This window comes from Aureimonas sp. CAS, from assembly GCF_059838215.1.
Window position 1 is genome coordinate 2405354 of record NZ_CM187563.1, and the last position, 17719, is coordinate 2423072.

Annotated in this window: 14 protein-coding genes; 9 read left to right on the top strand and 5 right to left on the bottom strand. The window is 69.4% G+C overall.

Features of this window, described 5'->3' with window-relative positions; translation table 11 throughout:
• The first annotated feature begins 136 nt into the window (after window positions 1-136).
• The 9 genes from pgi to AC6R2M_RS11625 all read left to right on the top strand — a co-directional run bounded on the left by pgi (window position 137) and on the right by AC6R2M_RS11625 (window position 13545).
• Window positions 137-1798 carry a glucose-6-phosphate isomerase gene (pgi, locus tag AC6R2M_RS11585; RefSeq protein ID WP_500482282.1) on the top strand — a complete coding sequence of 554 codons (1662 nt, stop codon included), beginning with the start codon at window positions 137-139 and terminating at the stop codon, window positions 1796-1798.
• Window positions 1791-4256: a glycogen/starch/alpha-glucan phosphorylase gene (locus AC6R2M_RS11590; protein ID WP_500482284.1), complete on the top strand. Its 2466-nt coding sequence runs from the start codon at window positions 1791-1793 to the stop codon at window positions 4254-4256. Before pgi ends, AC6R2M_RS11590 begins: the two co-directional genes overlap by 8 nt.
• 175 nt (window positions 4257-4431) lie before the next feature.
• Window positions 4432-5703, top strand: a complete 1272-nt coding sequence (gene glgC, locus AC6R2M_RS11595; RefSeq protein WP_500482286.1) for a glucose-1-phosphate adenylyltransferase — start codon at window positions 4432-4434, stop codon at window positions 5701-5703.
• A gap of 19 nt (window positions 5704-5722) precedes the next feature.
• Entirely contained in the window at window positions 5723-7174 is a 1452-nt protein-coding gene (gene glgA, locus AC6R2M_RS11600; protein WP_500482288.1) for a glycogen synthase GlgA, read from the top strand.
• A complete protein-coding gene (locus AC6R2M_RS11605) occupies window positions 7171-8802 on the top strand; it encodes an alpha-D-glucose phosphate-specific phosphoglucomutase (protein ID WP_500482290.1) in 1632 nt (543 codons plus the stop codon). The genes glgA and AC6R2M_RS11605 overlap by 4 nt, the downstream gene beginning before the upstream one ends.
• A 71-nt stretch (window positions 8803-8873) precedes the next feature.
• The gene (locus AC6R2M_RS11610; protein ID WP_500482292.1) at window positions 8874-9383 is read left to right on the top strand and encodes a DUF2585 domain-containing protein; all 510 of its coding nucleotides are present in this window, start codon (window positions 8874-8876) and stop codon (window positions 9381-9383) included.
• Window positions 9380-11356, top strand: a complete 1977-nt coding sequence (gene glgX / locus AC6R2M_RS11615; protein ID WP_500482294.1) for a glycogen debranching protein GlgX — start codon at window positions 9380-9382, stop codon at window positions 11354-11356. The genes AC6R2M_RS11610 and glgX overlap by 4 nt, the downstream gene beginning before the upstream one ends.
• A gap of 57 nt (window positions 11357-11413) precedes the next feature.
• Window positions 11414-13252: a DNA mismatch repair endonuclease MutL gene (mutL, locus tag AC6R2M_RS11620; RefSeq protein WP_500482296.1), complete on the top strand. Its 1839-nt coding sequence runs from the start codon at window positions 11414-11416 to the stop codon at window positions 13250-13252.
• A gap of 74 nt (window positions 13253-13326) precedes the next feature.
• Window positions 13327-13545 carry a DUF2093 domain-containing protein gene (locus tag AC6R2M_RS11625; RefSeq protein ID WP_500482298.1) on the top strand — a complete coding sequence of 73 codons (219 nt, stop codon included), beginning with the start codon at window positions 13327-13329 and terminating at the stop codon, window positions 13543-13545.
• Here the strand turns inward: AC6R2M_RS11625 and lpxK are convergent.
• The 5 genes from lpxK to AC6R2M_RS11650 are packed head-to-tail and all read right to left on the bottom strand — an operon-like array spanning window position 13536 to window position 17717.
• Window positions 13536-14564 carry a tetraacyldisaccharide 4'-kinase gene (gene lpxK / locus AC6R2M_RS11630; RefSeq protein ID WP_500482300.1) on the bottom strand — a complete coding sequence of 343 codons (1029 nt, stop codon included), beginning with the start codon at window positions 14562-14564 and terminating at the stop codon, window positions 13536-13538. The genes AC6R2M_RS11625 and lpxK overlap by 10 nt on opposite strands.
• Window positions 14561-15892: a lipid IV(A) 3-deoxy-D-manno-octulosonic acid transferase gene (gene waaA, locus AC6R2M_RS11635; protein WP_500482302.1), complete on the bottom strand. Its 1332-nt coding sequence runs from the start codon at window positions 15890-15892 to the stop codon at window positions 14561-14563. The genes lpxK and waaA overlap by 4 nt, the downstream gene beginning before the upstream one ends.
• Window positions 15889-16641: a lysophospholipid acyltransferase family protein gene (locus AC6R2M_RS11640; protein WP_500482304.1), complete on the bottom strand. Its 753-nt coding sequence runs from the start codon at window positions 16639-16641 to the stop codon at window positions 15889-15891. The genes waaA and AC6R2M_RS11640 overlap by 4 nt, the downstream gene beginning before the upstream one ends.
• Window positions 16638-16889 carry a DUF4170 domain-containing protein gene (locus AC6R2M_RS11645; RefSeq protein ID WP_500482306.1) on the bottom strand — a complete coding sequence of 84 codons (252 nt, stop codon included), beginning with the start codon at window positions 16887-16889 and terminating at the stop codon, window positions 16638-16640. Before AC6R2M_RS11645 ends, AC6R2M_RS11640 begins: the two co-directional genes overlap by 4 nt.
• Before the next feature lie 18 nt (window positions 16890-16907).
• Entirely contained in the window at window positions 16908-17717 is an 810-nt protein-coding gene (locus tag AC6R2M_RS11650; RefSeq protein ID WP_500482308.1) for a 3'(2'),5'-bisphosphate nucleotidase CysQ, read from the bottom strand.
• Window positions 17718-17719 lie beyond the last annotated feature (2 nt).

Sequence of the window (17719 nt, forward strand, 5' to 3'; positions counted from 1 at the left end):
CCGCGCAACGTTGCGACCGCGCATGGCTGGCGTTCGGTGACGTGGCCTTCACGATTTCGAATTCCTCTTAGATACTCGACCGGCCGACCGCGATGCAGCATCACGGTCGGCGCAGAAGGCATCGAGAGGAAACGAAATGCCGAACGGACAGCCCGGCGATCATCTCCCGCACGACAGTCTCGTCAAACGAGGCGCGGAGGCCGCCAGACGCGGCATCGCGCGTCGCTTCCGCGACGACCCGTCGCGCTTCGACGCCCTGTCCTTCACGCTGGACGACCTTCTGCTCGACCTGTCCAAGATCGCCTGGGACCGCTCCGACCTCGACGCCGTCCTCGATTTCGCGCGGACCCAGGAGCTGGAGGAGAAGCGCGACGCGATGTTCGCGGGCGCCAGGATCAACTCGACCGAAGGCCGCGCGGTCCTGCATGTCGCATTGCGCGGTGAGCCGAGCGACGGGTTCGCCGTGGCCGGCGAGCCGGTCGGCGACGAGGTCGAATCGGTGCTGAGCGCCATGTCGGCCTTCGCGGAGGGCATTCGCTCGGGCTCGCTGGCCGGTTCGACCGGGAAGGCCATCACCGACGTCGTGAACATCGGCATCGGCGGTTCGGACCTCGGCCCCGCCATGGCGACGCTCGCGCTCGCGCCCTATCACGACGGACCGCGTGCCCATTTCGTCTCCAACGTCGACGGCGCGCACCTCGCCGACACGCTGGAACGGCTCGACCCGGCGACCACCCTCTTCATCGTCGCCTCGAAGACCTTCACGACCATCGAGACCATGACCAATGCGGCGAGCGCCCGCCGCTGGATCGCCGAGGCCCTCGGCGAAGAGGCGGTGGCGGCGCATTTCTGCGCGGTCTCGACCGCACTCGACAAGGTCTCGGCCTTCGGGATCGGCGCGGACCGGACCTTCGGCTTCTGGGACTGGGTCGGCGGACGCTATTCGCTCTGGTCGGCGATCGGCCTTCCGATCATGATCGCGATCGGCCCGGACCGCTTCCGCGACTTCCTGGCCGGCGCCCGCGCGCTCGACCGCCATTTCCGGGAGGCGCCGCTGGAGGCGAACCTGCCGGTCCTGCTCGGCGCCGCCGGCTGGTGGCACCGCGTGGCGCAGGGGCGCCCGACCCGCGCGATCATCCCCTACGATCAGCGCCTCGCCCGCCTTCCCGCCTACCTCCAGCAGCTCGACATGGAATCGAACGGCAAGCATGTCGGCCTCGACGGCGCGCGCGTGTCGTCGCCGACGGGCCCGGTGGTTTGGGGCGAGCCCGGCACCAACGGCCAGCACGCCTTCTTCCAATTGCTCCACCAGGGCACCGACATCGTCCCGGTCGAGTTCATCGTCGGCGCGGTGGCCCATGAGGCCGACCTCGCCGAGCATCAGGATCTGCTTCTCGCCAACTGCCTCGCCCAGAGCGAAGCCCTGATGAAGGGCCGGACGCTCGAGGAGGCCCGCGGGCAGCTTCTGGATGCGGGACGCTCGCCCGAAGAGGCCGAGCGGATCGCGCCCCACCGCGAGTTCTCGGGCGACCGCCCGTCGATCACCATCCTCCACGAGAAGCTCACGCCCTTCGCCCTCGGGCGGCTCATCGCCCTCTACGAACACCGCGTCTTCGTCGAAGCCCAGCTCTTCGGCATCAACGCCTTCGACCAATGGGGCGTGGAGCTCGGCAAGGAGCTCGCGACCGGCCTTCTCCCGGTCGTGCGCGGCGAAGCCGAGCCGGGGACGAGGGACGGCTCGACCCTCGGGCTTCTTTCCGCCATCGCCGAACGCAGGAACCGGACCGCCAATGTCTGATACGTCTTCCCCAGCCCGCAAGGCCCTGAAGTCCGAGCCGCGCCGCAACGACGCGGACACGCTGGCCCAGGAGATCGTCGAGAAGCTCACCTATTCGATCGGCAAGACGACCGACGCCGCCCGGCTCCACGACTGGACCGAGGCGACGATCCTCACCGTCCGCGACCGCATCATCGACCGCTGGCTGACCTCGTCGCGCGAGGCGACCGAGGCCGGGGCCAAGCGCGTCTGCTATCTCTCGATGGAGTTCCTGATCGGGCGGCTCCTGCGGGACGCAGTGTCCAATCTCGGCCTGACCGAACCGATCCAGGAAGCTTTGGCGCGGTACGGCGTCGAGCTCGACCTCGTCGAGCTTCTGGAGCCGGACGCCGCGCTCGGCAATGGCGGCCTCGGCCGCCTCGCCGCCTGCTTCATGGAATCCATGGCCTCCACCGGCATCCCGAGCTTCGGCTACGGCATCCGCTACGTCCACGGCTTCTTCCGGCAGGAGATCGTCGACGGGGCGCAGGTGGAGCTGCCCGAGACCTGGCTCGAACACGGCAATCCGTGGGAGTTCGAGCGCCGCGAACGCTCCTACGAGGTCGGCTTCGGCGGCAAGGTCGCGACGCTGGAGGAGGCCGGCCGCCCCACCCGCTACGTCTGGCGCCCGGCCGAGCGCGTTCTGGCCGTCGCCTACGACACGCCGGTCGTCGGCTGGCGCGGCGCCAAGGTCAACACGCTCCGCCTGTGGAGCGCGCGCGCGCTCGACCCGATCCTGCTCGACGCGTTCAATTCGGGCGACCATGTCGGCGCTCTGGTGGAGTCGAACAAGGCCGAGGCGATCACCCGCGTCCTCTACCCGGCCGATTCGCATCAGGCCGGACAGGAGCTGCGGCTGCGCCAGGAGTTCTTCTTCTCCTCCGCCTCGCTCCAAGACATCATCCGGCGACACCTCGCTCATCATCCGGATCTGACGAACCTTCCGGACAAGGTCGCGATCCAGCTGAACGACACCCATCCGGCGGTCTCGGTCGCCGAGCTGATGCGCCTTCTCGTCGACGTTCACGAGCTCGAGTGGGACACGGCCTGGAAGATCACCAAGGGCGTCTTCTCCTACACCAACCACACGCTCCTGCCCGAGGCGCTGGAGACCTGGCCGGTGCAGCTCTTCGAGCGCCTTCTGCCCCGCCAGATGCAGATCATCTACGCCATCAACGCGGAGGTGATCCGGCAGGCGCGCCAGGAGCGCGGCTTCGACGGCGGCACGGTGTCGGCGATCTCGCTGATCGACGAGGACAACGGCCGGCGCGTGCGGATGGGCCAGCTCGCCTTCGTCGGCTCGCACACGGTCAACGGCGTTTCGGCGCTGCACACGGAGCTGATGAAGGAGACCGTCTTCCGCGATCTCCACGGCCTCTATCCGCAGCGCATCCAGAACAAGACCAACGGCGTCACCCCGCGCCGCTGGCTGCTGCAGTCCAATCCGGGCCTTGCCTCCCTCGTGCGCGAGACGATCGGGGCGGGCTTCGAGGACGATGTCGAAAAGCTCTCCGAACTCGACCGCTTCGCCGAGGATGCCGCGTTCCGCGAGCGCTTCGCGGCGGTCAAGCAGGAGAACAAGCAGCGTCTGGCCCGGATCATCGAGGAACGTCTGGCGACCTCAATCGACACGAGCGCGATCTTCGACATCCAGGTGAAGCGCATCCACGAGTACAAGCGCCAGTTCCTGAACATCATCGAGGCCGTGGCGCTCTATGAGCGGATCCGGGCGCACCCGGAGATCGACTGGACGCCGCGCGTGAAGATCTTCGCCGGCAAGGCCGCGCCCTCCTATGCGGCGGCCAAGCAGATCATCCATCTGGCCGGCGACGTCGGGCGCGTCATCAACGCCGACCCGGCGGTGCGCAATCTCCTGAAGGTCGTCTTCATCCCGAACTACAACGTCTCCCTCGCGGAGACGATCATGCCGGCGGCCGACATCTCCGAGCAGATCTCGACGGCGGGCCTCGAAGCGTCGGGCACGGGCAACATGAAGTTTGCGCTGAACGGGGCGCTGACGATCGGCACGCTCGACGGCGCCAATGTCGAGATGCAGGAGCATGTCGGCGCCGACAACATCTTCATCTTCGGGCTCACCGCCGAGCAGGTCGCCGAGCGGCGGCGCCACGGGCACACGGGTGAGTCGGTGATCGAGGGGCAGCCGCTCCTGCGCTCGGCGCTCGATTCGATCGCCTCCGGCGTCTTCTGCCAGGAGGAACCGAACCGCTATGCTGGCCTCGTCGATGCGGTGCGCACGCGCGACTGGTGGATGATCGCGGCCGACTTCGAGGCTTACTGGGACACCCAGCGCAGGCTCGACGCGCTCTGGGCCGACCAGGCGGCCTGGAACACGATCGCGGTCCGCAACACCGCCCGGATGAGCTGGTTCTCGGCCGACCGGGCGATCCGGGAATATGCGCGCGACATCTGGCGGGTCTGAGCGCGGCAGGACGGGCGGAGCGTCGTCTCCGCCCGCTTTTCCTCTTCAATTTCGTCGCGAATGAACGGTTCGGAGACCTTCCCTCTTGTAGAAGGCGTGCGAAGCGACGCTAAGTCCCTTCTCGTCGGAGGCAGAGGCGGGACCGTTCCCCGCCGGACGCCAGGGAGGTCTCGACATGTCCAACACCGGACCGCGGCATGCGCCGCTCGCGCGCGATACGATGGCCTACGTCCTTGCCGGCGGGCGCGGGTCGCGCCTCATGGAGTTGACGGACACGCGCGCCAAGCCCGCCGTCTATTTCGGCGGCAAGGCCCGCATCATCGACTTCGCCCTGTCCAACGCCATCAACTCCGGCATCCGGCGTGTGGCCGTCGCCACGCAATACAAGGCGCACTCGCTGATCCGCCATCTCCACCGGGGCTGGAACTTCCTGCGGCCGGGCCGGAACGAGAGCTTCGACGTCCTGCCGGCCTCCCAGCGCATCTCCGAGGACCAGTGGTACGCGGGCACGGCCGACGCCGTGTACCAGAACATCGACATCATCGAGGACTACGCGCCGAAATACATCATCATCCTGGCGGGCGACCACATCTACAAGATGGACTACGAGGTCATGCTACAGCAGCATGTCGAGAGCGGGGCGGACGTGACCGTCGGCTGCCTCGAGGTCCCGCGCGAGGAAGCGGTCGGCTTCGGCGTCATGCATGTGGACGCCAAGGGCCGAATCACCGACTTCGTCGAGAAGCCCGCCGATCCTCCGGCGATGCCCGGCAAGCCCGACATGGCGCTCGCCTCGATGGGCATCTACGTCTTCGACACCGCCTTCCTCGCCGCGCAGCTGCGCCGCGACGCAGCGGACCCGGCCTCCTCGCGCGATTTCGGCAAGGACATCGTCCCGCACATCGTCAAGCACGGCACGGCCTATGCCCATTCCTTCAACCGCTCGGTCGTCCAGTCCGAGGCTGAGACGCACGCCTACTGGCGGGACGTCGGCACGGTGGACGCCTACTGGCAGGCCAATATCGACCTCACCGACGTCGTGCCCCCGCTCGACATCTACGACCGCGACTGGCCGATCTGGACCTATGCCGACGTGACGCCGCCCGCCAAATTCGTTCACGACGAGGAAGGCCGGCGCGGCTCGGCGGTCTCCTCGCTCGTCTCGGGCGACTGCATCATCTCCGGTGGCTCGCTCCGGCGCTCGCTGCTCTTCACGGGCGTTCGCCAGCATTCCTGGTCCTCGCTCGACCACGCGGTGGTTCTGCCGCAATGCACGATCGGGCGCGGCGCGCGCGTCACCAAGGCGGTGATCGACCGGGGCGTCCACATTCCGGACGGCCTCGTCATCGGCGAGGACCCGGAGCTCGACGCGCAGCGCTTCCGGCGCACGGCGAGCGGCGTGTGCCTCGTCACCAAGCCGATGATCGAACGTCTTTCCAGCCGTTGATGCGGACCTGCGAACACCGATGACACGCGTCCTCTCCGTTTCCTCGGAGGTCTTCCCGCTGGTGAAGACGGGCGGCCTCGCCGATGTGGCGGGCGCCCTGCCCGTCGCGCTCGGCGAGATCGGCGTCGAGACGCGGACCCTGATGCCCGCCTATCCCGGCGTCGTGGAGCGGCTCGGCGCGGTGGAACCCGTCCACCGCTTCGACGAGCTGTTCGGCGGTCCCGCCGCGCTCCTGTCGGGCAAGGCGGGCGATCTCGACCTCTTCCTCGTCGACGCGCCGCATCTCTACGACCGGCCGGGCGGGCCCTACGCCACGACCGGAGGCTACGACCACCCCGACAACTGGGCGCGATTCGCCGCCCTCTCGCTGGCCGCCGCCGAAATCGGCCGGGGCAAGGTCGAGGCCTTCCGGCCGGACATCGTCCACGCGCACGACTGGCAGGCCGCGCTCGCGCCCGTCTATCTCGCGGCCGGCGATGGCCCGCGTCCGAAGACCGTCGTCACCATCCACAACCTCGCCTTCCAGGGCACCTTCCCGCAGGCCGTCTTCCCTCATCTGCGGCTTCCGGACGAATGGTGGTCGATCGAGGGCGTCGAGTATTACGGCTCCGTCGGCTTCCTGAAGGGCGGCATCCACGCCTGCGACGCCGTCACCACGGTCAGCCCCACCTATGCGCGCGAGATCGTGACGCCGGCCGGCGGCATGGGCCTCGACGGGCTTCTGACCGGTCGCGGCGAAAGCCTGACGGGCATCGTCAACGGCATCGACACGCGCATCTGGGACCCCGAGACCGATCCGCACATCGCCGCCACCTTCGGCGTCGACACGAGCTTCCGGCGCGACCTCAACCGCGACGCGCTCCTCGCCGAGTTCGCGCTGGAGGACGGGGACGGCCCGATCCTCGCCGTCATCAGCCGGCTGACCTGGCAGAAGGGCCTCGACCTCCTGGCCGACAGCGTCGACGACATCATGGCCATGGGCGTTCGCATGGTCGTGGTCGGCTCGGGCGACCGGCTTCTGGAGGGCGCCTTCCTCTCCGCCCAGGCCCGTCACGCGGGGCGCTTCGGCGTCCGCATCGGCTATGACGAGGCGCTGGCACACCGGGTCCAGGCGGGCGCGGACGCGCTCATCGTGCCGTCGCGCTTCGAACCCTGCGGGCTGACCCAGCTCTGCGCCCTTCGCTACGGCTGCATTCCGGTCGTCACGCGGGTCGGCGGGCTTGCCGATACGGTGATCGACGCCAATTTCGCAGCGCTCGGCGCGGGTGCGGCGACCGGCATCGTCTTCTCTCCGGTGGAGAAGGACGCCATGCTCGGCGCCATCCGGCGCCTGTGCGATCTCTACGAGGACCAGCCGGTCTGGCGAGACTGCCAGCGCCAGGCCATGCGCGCGGACGTCTCGTGGAAGGCCAGCGCGAAGCTCTACGCCGATCTTTATTCCAGGCTCGTCAACGGTGAGGCCGCACGATGACCATCCAAACCGTCGCGACGACGCCCTTCCAGGACCAGAAGCCGGGCACCTCCGGCCTGCGCAAGAAGGTGCCGCATTTCCGGCAGGAGAACTACGCGCAGAACTTCATCCAGGCGATCCTGGACGCGGCGGGCGAGGCGAAGGGCAAGTCTCTCGTCATCGGGGGCGACGGCCGCTTCTACAATGACGAGGTGGTGCGGATCGCGATCCGCATGGCCGCTGCGGCCGGCTACGAGCGCGTCATCGTCGGACAGAACGGCATCCTTTCGACGCCGGCCGCCTCGAATCTCATCCGCAAGCGCGGCGCCTCGGGCGGCATCATCCTTTCCGCCTCGCACAATCCGGGCGGCCCGGAGGGCGATTTCGGCATCAAGTACAACGTCGCCAATGGCGGACCGGCCCCCGAGGGCTTCACCAACGCCATCTTCGAGCGCACCCGCACGATCTCGCAGTACCGGATCGCCGGCGGCGAGGCCCCCGATCTTTCCGCGATCGGTGAGCACCGGCTGGAGGAGACGACCGTTGAGATCGTCGATCCGGTCGCCGACTACGCCGCCCTGATGGAGACGCTGTTCGACTTCGACGCGATCCGGCGCGCCATCGCGGACGGGCTGACGCTCCGCTTCGACGCCATGCACGCCGTCACCGGCCCCTATGCCCACGAGATCCTGGAGAAGCGCCTCGGCGCGCCGGAGGGCACGGTCCTCAACGGCACCCCCTCCCCGGATTTCGGCGGCGGCCATCCGGACCCGAACGTCGTCTGGGCCGCGCCGCTCGTCGATCTGATGATGAGCCCGCAGGCGCCCGTCTTCGGCGCCGCCTCGGACGGCGACGGCGACCGCAACATGATCCTGGGACGCGGCATCGTCGTCACGCCCTCCGACTCGCTCGCCGTGCTGGCGGCGAACGCCCACCTTGCGCCGGGCTACGCCAAGGGCATCGCGGGCGTCGCGCGCTCCATGCCGACGAGCCAGGCGGCCGACCGCGTCGCCAAGAAGCTCGGCATCCCGGCCTTCGAGACGCCCACCGGCTGGAAGTTCTTCGGCAACCTCCTCGACGCCGGCAAGGTGACGATCTGCGGCGAGGAAAGCGCGGGAACCGGCTCGGACCACGTGCGCGAGAAGGACGGCCTCTGGGCGATCCTCCTCTGGCTCAACATCCTCGCGGTGCGGGGGCAGAGCGTGAAGGAGATCGTGAGCGAGCACTGGGCCGAATACGGCCGGACCTACTATCAGCGCCACGACTTCGAGGAGGTGGACGCCGCCGCCGCCGAGGGGCTGATGGAGAGCTTGCGCGACCGCCTCGCCTCCATGGCGGGCCAGCGCTTCGGCTCGCTGATCGTCCAGGAGGCGGACGACTTCTCCTATCGCGACCCTGTCGACGGCTCTGTCTCCACCGGACAGGGCGTTCGGATCGTCTTCTCCGGCGGCTCGCGCATCGTCTTCCGCCTCTCGGGCACCGGCACCAAGGGCGCGACCCTGCGCGTCTATCTGGAGAGCTACGAGCCGGACCCCGCCCGCCACGACCTCGCCGTGGAGGATGCCCTCGCCGAACTGATCGGGATCGCCGATTCCGTCGGCGAGATCGCCAAGCGGACCGGCCGCGCCGAGCCGGACGTGCGCACCTGACGTTCGCATCGCGATCGGGCGGCGGCATCGCGCCGCGTCATTGGGCGATCGTCGCTGCGCTGACGGCGGCGATGGCGCTCGTCCTCTTGTGGATGGGGCGGGTGCCGATCTGCGAATGCGGATACGTCAAGCTCTGGCACGGGGAGACGATGAGCTCGGAGAACTCCCAGCACATCGCCGACTGGTACACGCCCTCCCACATCATCCACGGCTTCCTCTTCTATGCGCTGACGTGGCTCGTCGCCCGCCGCTGGTCGCTCGGGCGCCGGCTGATCGGGGCCAGCCTCATCGAGATCGGCTGGGAGATCGTCGAGAACACCGACGCGGTCATCAACCGCTACCGCGAGACGACGATCGCGCTCGACTATTACGGCGACTCGGTCCTGAACTCGGTCTCCGACGTGGGCTTCATGATCCTCGGCTTTCTTCTGGCCGCGCGCCTTCCGGTCTGGCTCACCGTGACGCTCGCGCTCGCGATGGAACTCATCGTCGGCTGGGCGATCCGGGACAACCTCACCCTCAACGTCCTGATGCTCGTCTATCCGCTGGAGAGCGTGCGCGAATGGCAGGGCGGCGCATGAGGATCACGGCCGAGCACGGCTGCCCGGAAAGCCTCGGGGCGAGCGTCGCGCCGGACGGGGTTCATTTCACGGTCGTTTCGACCACCGCCGAGCGCATCGACCTGTGCCTCTTCGACGGGGACGACCAAGAGACAAGGCTGACGCTTCCCGGCCGCGAGGGCGACATCCATTTCGGCTTCGTGCCGGACCTCGGCGCCGGCGCGCGCTACGGGCTTCGCGCCCATGGACCCTTCGAGCCGCGAAGCGGCCTGCGTTTCGATCCGTCGAAGCTTCTCGTCGATCCTTACGCGCTCCGTCTCGACCGCGCCTTCCGGGATCATTCCGACCTTCGGACCTTCGGCACCGACACGGCGCACCTGGTTCCCCGCGCGATCGTGGCGAACACGCCGAGAGACGCAGCCCCCCTGCCGCGCGGCCTTCCCGGTTTCACCTACGAGGTGCTGACGCGCGGCTTCTCCATACGCCATCCCGGCGTGCGGCCCGAGTTTCGCGGCACCGTCCTCGCCTTCACCGAAGAGGCCGTGCTCGATCATCTGACGCGGCTCGGCGTTCAGACGGTCGAGTTCATGCCGCTGGCCGCTTGGCTCGACGAGCGGCATCTGACCACGCTCGGGCTCGCCAACGCCTGGGGCTACAATCCGATCGTCCACATGGCGCCCGACCCGCGTTTGGCTCCGAACGGGCTCGCCGACATCCGGCGGGCCGTCGAAGCGCTGCATGCGCGCGGCATCCGCGTCCTCCTCGACGTCGTTCTCAACCATTCCGGCGAAAGCGACGAAGAGGGCGCAACGGTCGCCTATCGCGGGCTCGACAACGCGCTCTACTATCGCCTGCGCGAGGACGACGCGGCGCTCTACGTCAACGACACGGGCACCGGAAACACTTTCGCGGCCGAGCGTCCGGCGGTGGTGCGGCTGTTCGTCGACACGCTCCGCGCATGGGCCGAGACCACCGGCATCGACGGCTTCCGATACGATCTGGCGCCCGTTCTCGGTCGCGACCGCCACGGCTTCTCGCCGCAGGCGCCCTTTTTCGTGGCACTTGCGACGGACCCCGTCCTGAACCGTCTCATCCACGTCGCCGAACCCTGGGACATCGGACCCGGAGGCTACCGCGTCGGCCAGTTTCCGCCGCCCTTCATCGAGTGGCAGGACCGGTTCCGGGACGACATCCGCCGCTTCTGGCGCGGCGAGGACGCGATGGTCCCGGCGCTCGCCATGCGTCTTGCCGGCTCCTACGACCTCTTCAAAGCCCCCTGGCGCGGCGTGAACATGATCGCCGCCCATGACGGCTTCACCCTCGCGGACCTCGTCATGTACGAGCGGCGCCACAACGAGGCGAACGGCGAGGACAATCGCGACGGCCATTCGGACAACCATTCCTGGAACAACGGCGCGGAAGGCCCGACCGACGATCCCGCCATCATCGAGGCGCGGGGCCGGGACATGCGGGCGCTGCTTTCGACGCTGTTTCTTTCTCGCGGCAACCTCCTTCTCGTCGCCGGAGACGAGTTCGGCCGCACGCAGCACGGCAACAACAACGCCTATGCGCAGGACAACGAGACGGTCTGGCTCGACTGGGAGCACGCCGACAAAGGCATGGCGGAGATGGCCGGGCGGCTGGCGGCGATCAGGCGCCTGTTCCCGGCGCTCGCGGGACACGAGTTCGCTCCGGGCGGATCCGCGTCATGGCTGTCGGAGCACTGCCGCCCGATGGAGAACGGCGAGTGGGACGACCACGCGCGGCGCTTCCTCGGCTTCTGCATCGAGGACGGTGGGCGGCGTCTGATCGCCTATTTGAACGCCGGCCGCAGCGAAGTCGCCGTGCGCCTTCCGATGCCCGAGGAAGGCCGGCGCCTCGTCCTGCACCTCCAGAGCGACCGTCCAGACCTGCCGGAGCGTCCGCTCGACCCGCAGGCCGGGCTCGTCGTCAACGCCCGCTCGGTCTTCGTGCTCGTCGAAGAGCCGGTTTGATCGGGGCGGGTCGCGACCTTATCCTCCGGTTCCGAAACATCTTTCGAGAATCGCTTCATGCCCATCCGCCAGCTTTCCGAGACCGTGATCGACCGGATCGCCGCCGGTGAGGTCGTGGAGCGTCCGGCGAGCGTAGTGAAGGAGCTGGTAGAGAACGCGCTCGACGCGGGCGCCACCTCGATCGGGATCGTGACGGCCGGCGGCGGCAAGAGCCTGATCCGCGTCAGCGACGACGGAAGCGGCATCCCGATCGACGAACTGCCGCTCGCGGTGCGCCGCCACTGCACCTCGAAGCTCACAGGCGATCTCTTCGATGTCGCCACGCTTGGCTTTCGCGGAGAGGCGCTGCCGTCCATCGGCTCGGTCGCAAGGCTCACGCTTCGCTCACGCCCCGCAGGGGCGGACGACGCTCACGAGATCTTCGTCGACGGCGGACGGATCGAGGGTCCGCGCCCGGCCGCCCTGTCGCGCGGCACGGTGGTGGAGGTACGCGACCTCTTCCACGCGGTGCCCGCGCGCCTGAAGTTTCTCAAGGGCGAGCGCGCGGAGAGCGGCGCGATCACGGAGGTCGTGAAGCGGCTCGCCATCGCCTTCCCCAGGGTCCGGTTCGAGCTCTCGGGCGAGGACCGGCAGCGCACGCTGATGGAGGCCTCGCCCGCCGATCCGCTCCGCCGCATCACCGCCATTCTCGGAGACGAGTTCGCGGAGAACGCCCTGCCGCTGGAGGCGAGCCGGGAGGGCGTGCGCCTGACCGGCCATATCGGCCTGCCGACCTTCAATCGGGCGAACGCGCTCCACCAGTTCGTCTATGTCAACGGGCGCCCGGTACGCGACAAGATGCTGCTTGCCGCCCTGCGGGCCGCCTATTCCGACGTGATGGCGCGCGACAGGCATCCGGTCGCCGTGCTCTTCGTGGAGATCGAGCCGGCGGATGTGGACGTCAACGTCCATCCCGCCAAGGCCGACGTGCGTTTCCGCGACGCTGGCCTCGTACGCGGCCTGATCGTCGGCGCGCTGCGACAGGCGCTGGCGCAGGCCGGCATCCGCCCCGACACGGACGGCGCGGCCGGTCTGATGGCCCGTTTCCGTCCGGGCGGAGGCGGCGACGCCTTCCGCCAGCCGGGCGCCCCTCCGGCTCAGCCGCCGTTTCAAACGCCTTTCCGGCCCGCGAGCGGCTACGAGCCGTCGGCATCGCCGTTCCGGCCCTTCGAGGCCGACGCGAGCGCAGGCTTTGCCGAGGAGCCGGCGCGCTTCGAGGGGTTCGCGCCGTCGGCCCGCGCGATGGCGGCCGAGGAGCGCGCGCCCGTGCAGGACGGCTTTCCGCTCGGGGCGGCGCGGGCCCAGATCGACAAGGCCTTCATCGTCGCCGAGACGGGCGACAGCCTCGTGATCGTCGATCAGCACGCGGCGCACGAGCGTCTCGTCTACGAGGCCCTGAAGACCGCGCTCCACGCAGCGCCTCTTCCCTCGCAGATGCTGCTGATACCCGAGATCGTCGAACTGCCGGAGGCCGACGTCGATCGGCTGACGGAAGCCGGCCCGCTTCTGTCGCGCCTCGGGCTGGGGCTGGAGCGCTTCGGGCCAGGCGCGGTCGCGGTGCGCGAGACCCCAGCGATCCTCGGCGAGGTCGATGCGAAGAGCCTCGTGCGCGATCTCGCGGACGAACTCGCCGACAAGGAGAGCGCCGACGGCCTGAGGGGCCGCATCGACCATGTCGCCGCGACCATGGCCTGCCACGGCTCGGTCCGTTCGGGCCGCTCGCTGCGGCCGGAGGAGATGAACGCGCTTCTGCGGCAGATGGAGGCGACGCCGGGCTCCGGCACCTGCAACCACGGCAGGCCGACCTATATCGAGCTGAAGCTTCACGACATCGAGGCCTTGTTCGGGCGTCGCTGAGGCGAGGCGCCGTTGACGGGCCGCGCGCTGGGGTGCTTGAAGACGGCCGACGAAACGGACGCGCAGGACGAGCGATGAACCGGATGGACAGCGGCGGCGAGGCGGTGGTCCGCTACGACACGCCCGAAATTCACGTGCTGCGGGCCGGGGCTTTCGTCCGCTGCGCCATCACCGGCGAGGCGATTCCGCTCGACCTTCTGAAATACTGGAGCGTCGAGCGCCAGGAAGCCTATGTCGACGCCGTCGCCTCCGTCGAGGCGGAGCTGCGCGCCGGGCGCCGCCGTCAGGGCTGACGCCCCATCCGCCGCTCACAGGCCTGCAGCGTGCGCGCGACGAGCGCCTCGCCGATCCCCGGCTCGAGCTGCAGCGCGACGTCGAGGACCAGCGTCTGCGCCAGAAGCGCCCGGCCATCTTCGCTGGCCGCGAGCCGCGCCGCGTCCTTGGCGGTCGTAGCGAGCCGGTAGCCGTTCCGCTCCGCCGTCGCGGCGAGGTCGGCGAGCTCGGCCGGAGTGAAAGAGTGATGGTCGGCGAAGTCGCGGCTGTCGCGCACGTCGGCGCCGATTTCGGCCAGAGACCTGTAGAACTTTCCCGGATCGGCGAGCCCCGCGAAGGCGAAGAGCGGCGGTCCGACCAGGGCCTGCGGATCCGTCGGCGCGACGTGGCCGCGATGCACCTCGATCCCGGCCTTCGCGGCGATGTCCGCCGCGGCCTCCCCCGCCTCCCCGTCCCCCAGGATGAGGACGGCGTCCGTGCGAGCCAGCTGGGCCTTTAGCGGCGCTCGCAGGGGGCCGGCCGGAAGCACGCGGCCATTGCCGATGCCGCGCCGTCCGTCCACGACGATCAGCGCCAGATCGACCGTCAGCCGCGCGCTCTGGAACCCGTCGTCCATGACGATGAAGTCGCAGCCCTCCTCGACGAGACGCCGGCCGCCCGCCGCCCGGTCTGGCGAAACGACGGTCGGCGCCCTGGCCGCGAGAAGCTGCGGCTCGTCGCCCGTCGTCGATGCGTCGTGCAAAGCCGGATCGATGAGAAGGGTGCCGCCCGCCGACCCGCCGTGCCCGCGCGAGAGGAAGCCCGGCCGCCGGCCCGCCGCACGGGCGACATCGGCCAGCGCCAGAGCCGTCGGCGTCTTGCCGGCTCCGCCGGCGGTGAAGTTGCCCACGCACAGGACCGGAACGCCGACGCTCTCGCGAGCGCCGCGCGACAGCCGGCGGCCGGCAATGGCGCCGTAGAGAAAGGCGGGCGGCGCCAGGAGGCGCGCCTGCCAGCCCGTCCGGCGCCACCAGAAGGCCGGCGCCGTCCCCGTCATCATCTGAGCAGCGAGACCGGACGGGCCCGGTCGAATCCGGCCGCGAGGCGTAGCGGCTGGAGGAAGGGATCGATCGCCTGCATCGTGCGCGGCAAGGCGCCTCGCATGTCCTCCGCACTCGCCCGGCCCGCCGCGATCATGGCCCTGCGGATGCCGTCCTCGGTCATCAGCCGATCGACTTCGGCGGCGAGCTCCGTCCCGTCCTTGACGATGCGGGCGCCGCCGTCGGCGATCAGGCGCTGATAGACGTCCCGGAAGTTCTGCACGAAGCGCCCGGTGAGCACCGCGACGCCGATCTGAGCGGCCTCCAGCGGGTTCTGTCCGCCCTGCCCCATGAGAGACTTCCCGACGAAGGCGATCTCGGTCAGCCGCAGATAGAGCCCCATCTCGCCGATCGTGTCGCCCAGAAGCACGTCGGTCGTCGGGTCGGGCCGCTCGCCGCGCGAACGCCGTGCGACCGTCAGCCCCTGCGCGAGCAGCGCCTTTTCGATCTCGTCGCCCCGCTCCACATGCCGGGGCACGATCACTGTCAGAAGGCGTGGGCGCCTCTCGCGGAGCGCGATATGGACCTCGCCCGCAAGACTCTCCTCGCCCTCGTGGGTGGAAAGGGCGGCCCAGACGGGACGCAGACCGACCGACCGAACCAGATCGGAATAGGCGACCTCGTCGAAGGGCAGCGGCGGGATGTCGGCCTTCAGATTGCCGGCGACGCTGACGGCGCGCGCACCCAGGAGGTGGAAGCGCTCGGCGTCGATGGGCGACTGCGCGACGACATGGGCGAGATGCTCCAGAAGCGCCTCGGCCAGCGAAGGCACCGCGCTCCAGCGCTTGAAGGAGCGGTCGGAGAGGCGGGCGTTCACCAGGATCTGCGGGATGCGTCGCTGGTTCAGCTCCTGCATCGTCATCGGCCAGATCTCGCTTTCGGCGACGATGGCGAGATCGGGTCGCCAGTGATCGAGGAAGCGCGAGACGCAGGGCTTGAGGTCGAGCGGCACGTATTGGTGGATCACGATCTCGCCGAGCCGCTCCTGAACGAGCCCGGCCGACGTCCGCGTGCCCGTCGTCATCACGACGGGAATGCCCTCGTTGGCGATCGCCTGCACGAGCGGCGTCACCGCCATGGATTCCCCGATCGAGGCCGCGTGGACCCAGACGAGGGAACGGCCGACCGGGCGGGGCTCGCTGGCGTAGCCGTAGCGCTCGCGCCGCCGCTCGCCGTCCTCCTTGCCGCGCCGCGCGCGCCAGCCGACATAGGAGCCGATCAGCGGATAGGCGAGGCTTCCGGCGAGACGGTAGCCGGTCAGCGCGGCCTTCGCGAAACGCTCGCTCATCGGGCGCGCCCCGCCGAGCGGTCGGCGAGCGCCAGCGCCTTGCGGTTCGCGGCCTCGATCGCCTCGGTGACCTCCTGTCGCTTGGCTTCCAGCGCCGCCTCGTCGGCATCGCGCGGGACATGGATCGGATCGCCGACGACGATCGCGATCCGGCCGAAGGGCAGAGGCAGGGTGGTCTTGTCCCAGGTGCCCTGCAGGACGTGGCGCCGGCTGGTGACGGCGGCCGAGGGAAGGACCGGGCGTCCCGACAGGCGGGCGAGCGTGACGATCCCCATACCGGCCTGGCGCGGCGTGCCCTTCGGAACGTCGGCGATCATGCAGACGCCCTCGCCGTCGCGCAACGCGCGCAGGAGCGAGAGGAGCGCGCTCGCCCCGCCCTTGCGGGCCGTCGCCTCGCGCGCGCGTCCGCCCGAACCGCGCACGGTTCCGATCCCGAAATGTCCGACGACCCTGGCATTGATCTCCGCGTCCGCGCTGCGCGACAGGAGCGCCACATAAGGCAGGTCCTTCGGGCGGAAGAGAGGCGCGAGCAGATGCTGGCCGTGCCACATTCCCACGATGGCGGGGTGCCGGTCGCGCAGAGCCGCGTCCCAGTCGCTCGAACCCTCGTCCTGCCGCTGCGTCCGGTAGATCGTGCGCAGCACCGCATAGGCGATGCCGCCCACGGCCGACGTGAAGGCGGGAGAGGTCCGCAGCCGCTTCAGGCCGCGGCGCAGGAATGAGCCTACGGGGTGTCGTCGTCGGCTCATCGTGCGGCGGGCGAGACCTTCTCCGGCTCCAGAAGGCGGTGCATGTGGACGATGAAGTAGCGCATATGCGCGTTGTCCACGGATCCCTGCGCCTTCCCGCGCCAGGCGGCGAGCGCCGAGGCGTAGTCCGGGAAGATGCCGACGATGTCGAGACCGTCGAGATCGCTGAACTCGATCCGGTCGAGATTCTTCAGTTCGCCCCCGAAAACGAGGTGCAGAAGCTGCTTGGGTTCGGATGATTCGACCATCGGTGCGTCCTCGAAAGATCAGGTGCCGCGAGGGTAGCGCGCGCCCGGAAGGGAAGCGGCCATCCCCCGCAGACGCTCGAGCGCGTGAGGCGCGCCGGCGACCAAGAGGCCATGCCTTTTGGGATCGGGCTTGTAAAGATGCCGCCCGCCCTCGGCGTTCAGAAGCGCCCCGCCGGCGCGCTCCAGGATGAGGTCCGCCGCCGCGATGTCCCAGTCGTTGGCACGCGGCTGCACGATGGTGCCGTCGATGGTGCCCGCCGCCACCATCGCCAGGCGGTAGGCGAGCGAGGGAACGTTCCTGTGGACGTCGAAGCTGTTCTTGTCCGCGTCGTTCAGGCGCGAGAAGACCGCATCCGGCATGGCGAGGAACGGACGTTCCCGTGCGGAAAGGTCCGGAAGGCGCAAGGGGCGCCGGTTCAGCGTCGCCGCACCGTTCGCGGTCGCGGCGAAGACCTCCGCCTTGACGGGGGCGTCGATGACGCCGACCGCCGGACGCCCGGCCTTGATGATCGCGAGGGAGACGCACCAGGTCGGCTCGCCGCGCAGGAAGGATCGCGTGCCGTCGATCGGATCGACGACGAAGAAGCGCGTCTCGTCGCCGTGGGCGGGCTCGCCCGCCGTCTCCTCCGACACCCAGCCGTAGCGCGGGCGCGCCGAGAGGAGGAAGTCGCGCAGGAAGCCGTCGACGGCGAGGTCCGCCTGGCTGACGGGGGAGTTGCCCTCCTTCCAGAACACCTGGGGATCGCGGCGGAAATAGCCGAGCGCGATGTTCCCCGCCTCGCGGGCCGCCCGGATCAAAAGGTCGAGGTCGGCATCGTCCTCCGCCATGC

What these genes read in the sequence shown, in the direction of transcription:
- pgi (WP_500482282.1), top strand. Translation starts at nt 137, where the DNA reads ATGCCGAACGGACAGCCCGGCGATCATCTCCCGCACGACAGTCTCGTC.
- AC6R2M_RS11590 (WP_500482284.1), top strand. Translation starts at nt 1,791, where the DNA reads ATGTCTGATACGTCTTCCCCAGCCCGCAAGGCCCTGAAGTCCGAGCCG.
- glgC (WP_500482286.1), top strand. Translation starts at nt 4,432, where the DNA reads ATGTCCAACACCGGACCGCGGCATGCGCCGCTCGCGCGCGATACGATG.
- glgA (WP_500482288.1), top strand. Translation starts at nt 5,723, where the DNA reads ATGACACGCGTCCTCTCCGTTTCCTCGGAGGTCTTCCCGCTGGTGAAG.
- AC6R2M_RS11605 (WP_500482290.1), top strand. Translation starts at nt 7,171, where the DNA reads ATGACCATCCAAACCGTCGCGACGACGCCCTTCCAGGACCAGAAGCCG.
- AC6R2M_RS11610 (WP_500482292.1), top strand. Translation starts at nt 8,874, where the DNA reads ATGGCGCTCGTCCTCTTGTGGATGGGGCGGGTGCCGATCTGCGAATGC.
- glgX (WP_500482294.1), top strand. Translation starts at nt 9,380, where the DNA reads ATGAGGATCACGGCCGAGCACGGCTGCCCGGAAAGCCTCGGGGCGAGC.
- mutL (WP_500482296.1), top strand. Translation starts at nt 11,414, where the DNA reads ATGCCCATCCGCCAGCTTTCCGAGACCGTGATCGACCGGATCGCCGCC.
- AC6R2M_RS11625 (WP_500482298.1), top strand. Translation starts at nt 13,327, where the DNA reads ATGAACCGGATGGACAGCGGCGGCGAGGCGGTGGTCCGCTACGACACG.
- lpxK (WP_500482300.1), bottom strand. Translation starts at nt 14,564, where the DNA reads ATGATGACGGGGACGGCGCCGGCCTTCTGGTGGCGCCGGACGGGCTGG.
- waaA (WP_500482302.1), bottom strand. Translation starts at nt 15,892, where the DNA reads ATGAGCGAGCGTTTCGCGAAGGCCGCGCTGACCGGCTACCGTCTCGCC.
- AC6R2M_RS11640 (WP_500482304.1), bottom strand. Translation starts at nt 16,641, where the DNA reads ATGAGCCGACGACGACACCCCGTAGGCTCATTCCTGCGCCGCGGCCTG.
- AC6R2M_RS11645 (WP_500482306.1), bottom strand. Translation starts at nt 16,889, where the DNA reads ATGGTCGAATCATCCGAACCCAAGCAGCTTCTGCACCTCGTTTTCGGG.
- AC6R2M_RS11650 (WP_500482308.1), bottom strand. Translation starts at nt 17,717, where the DNA reads ATGGCGGAGGACGATGCCGACCTCGACCTTTTGATCCGGGCGGCCCGC.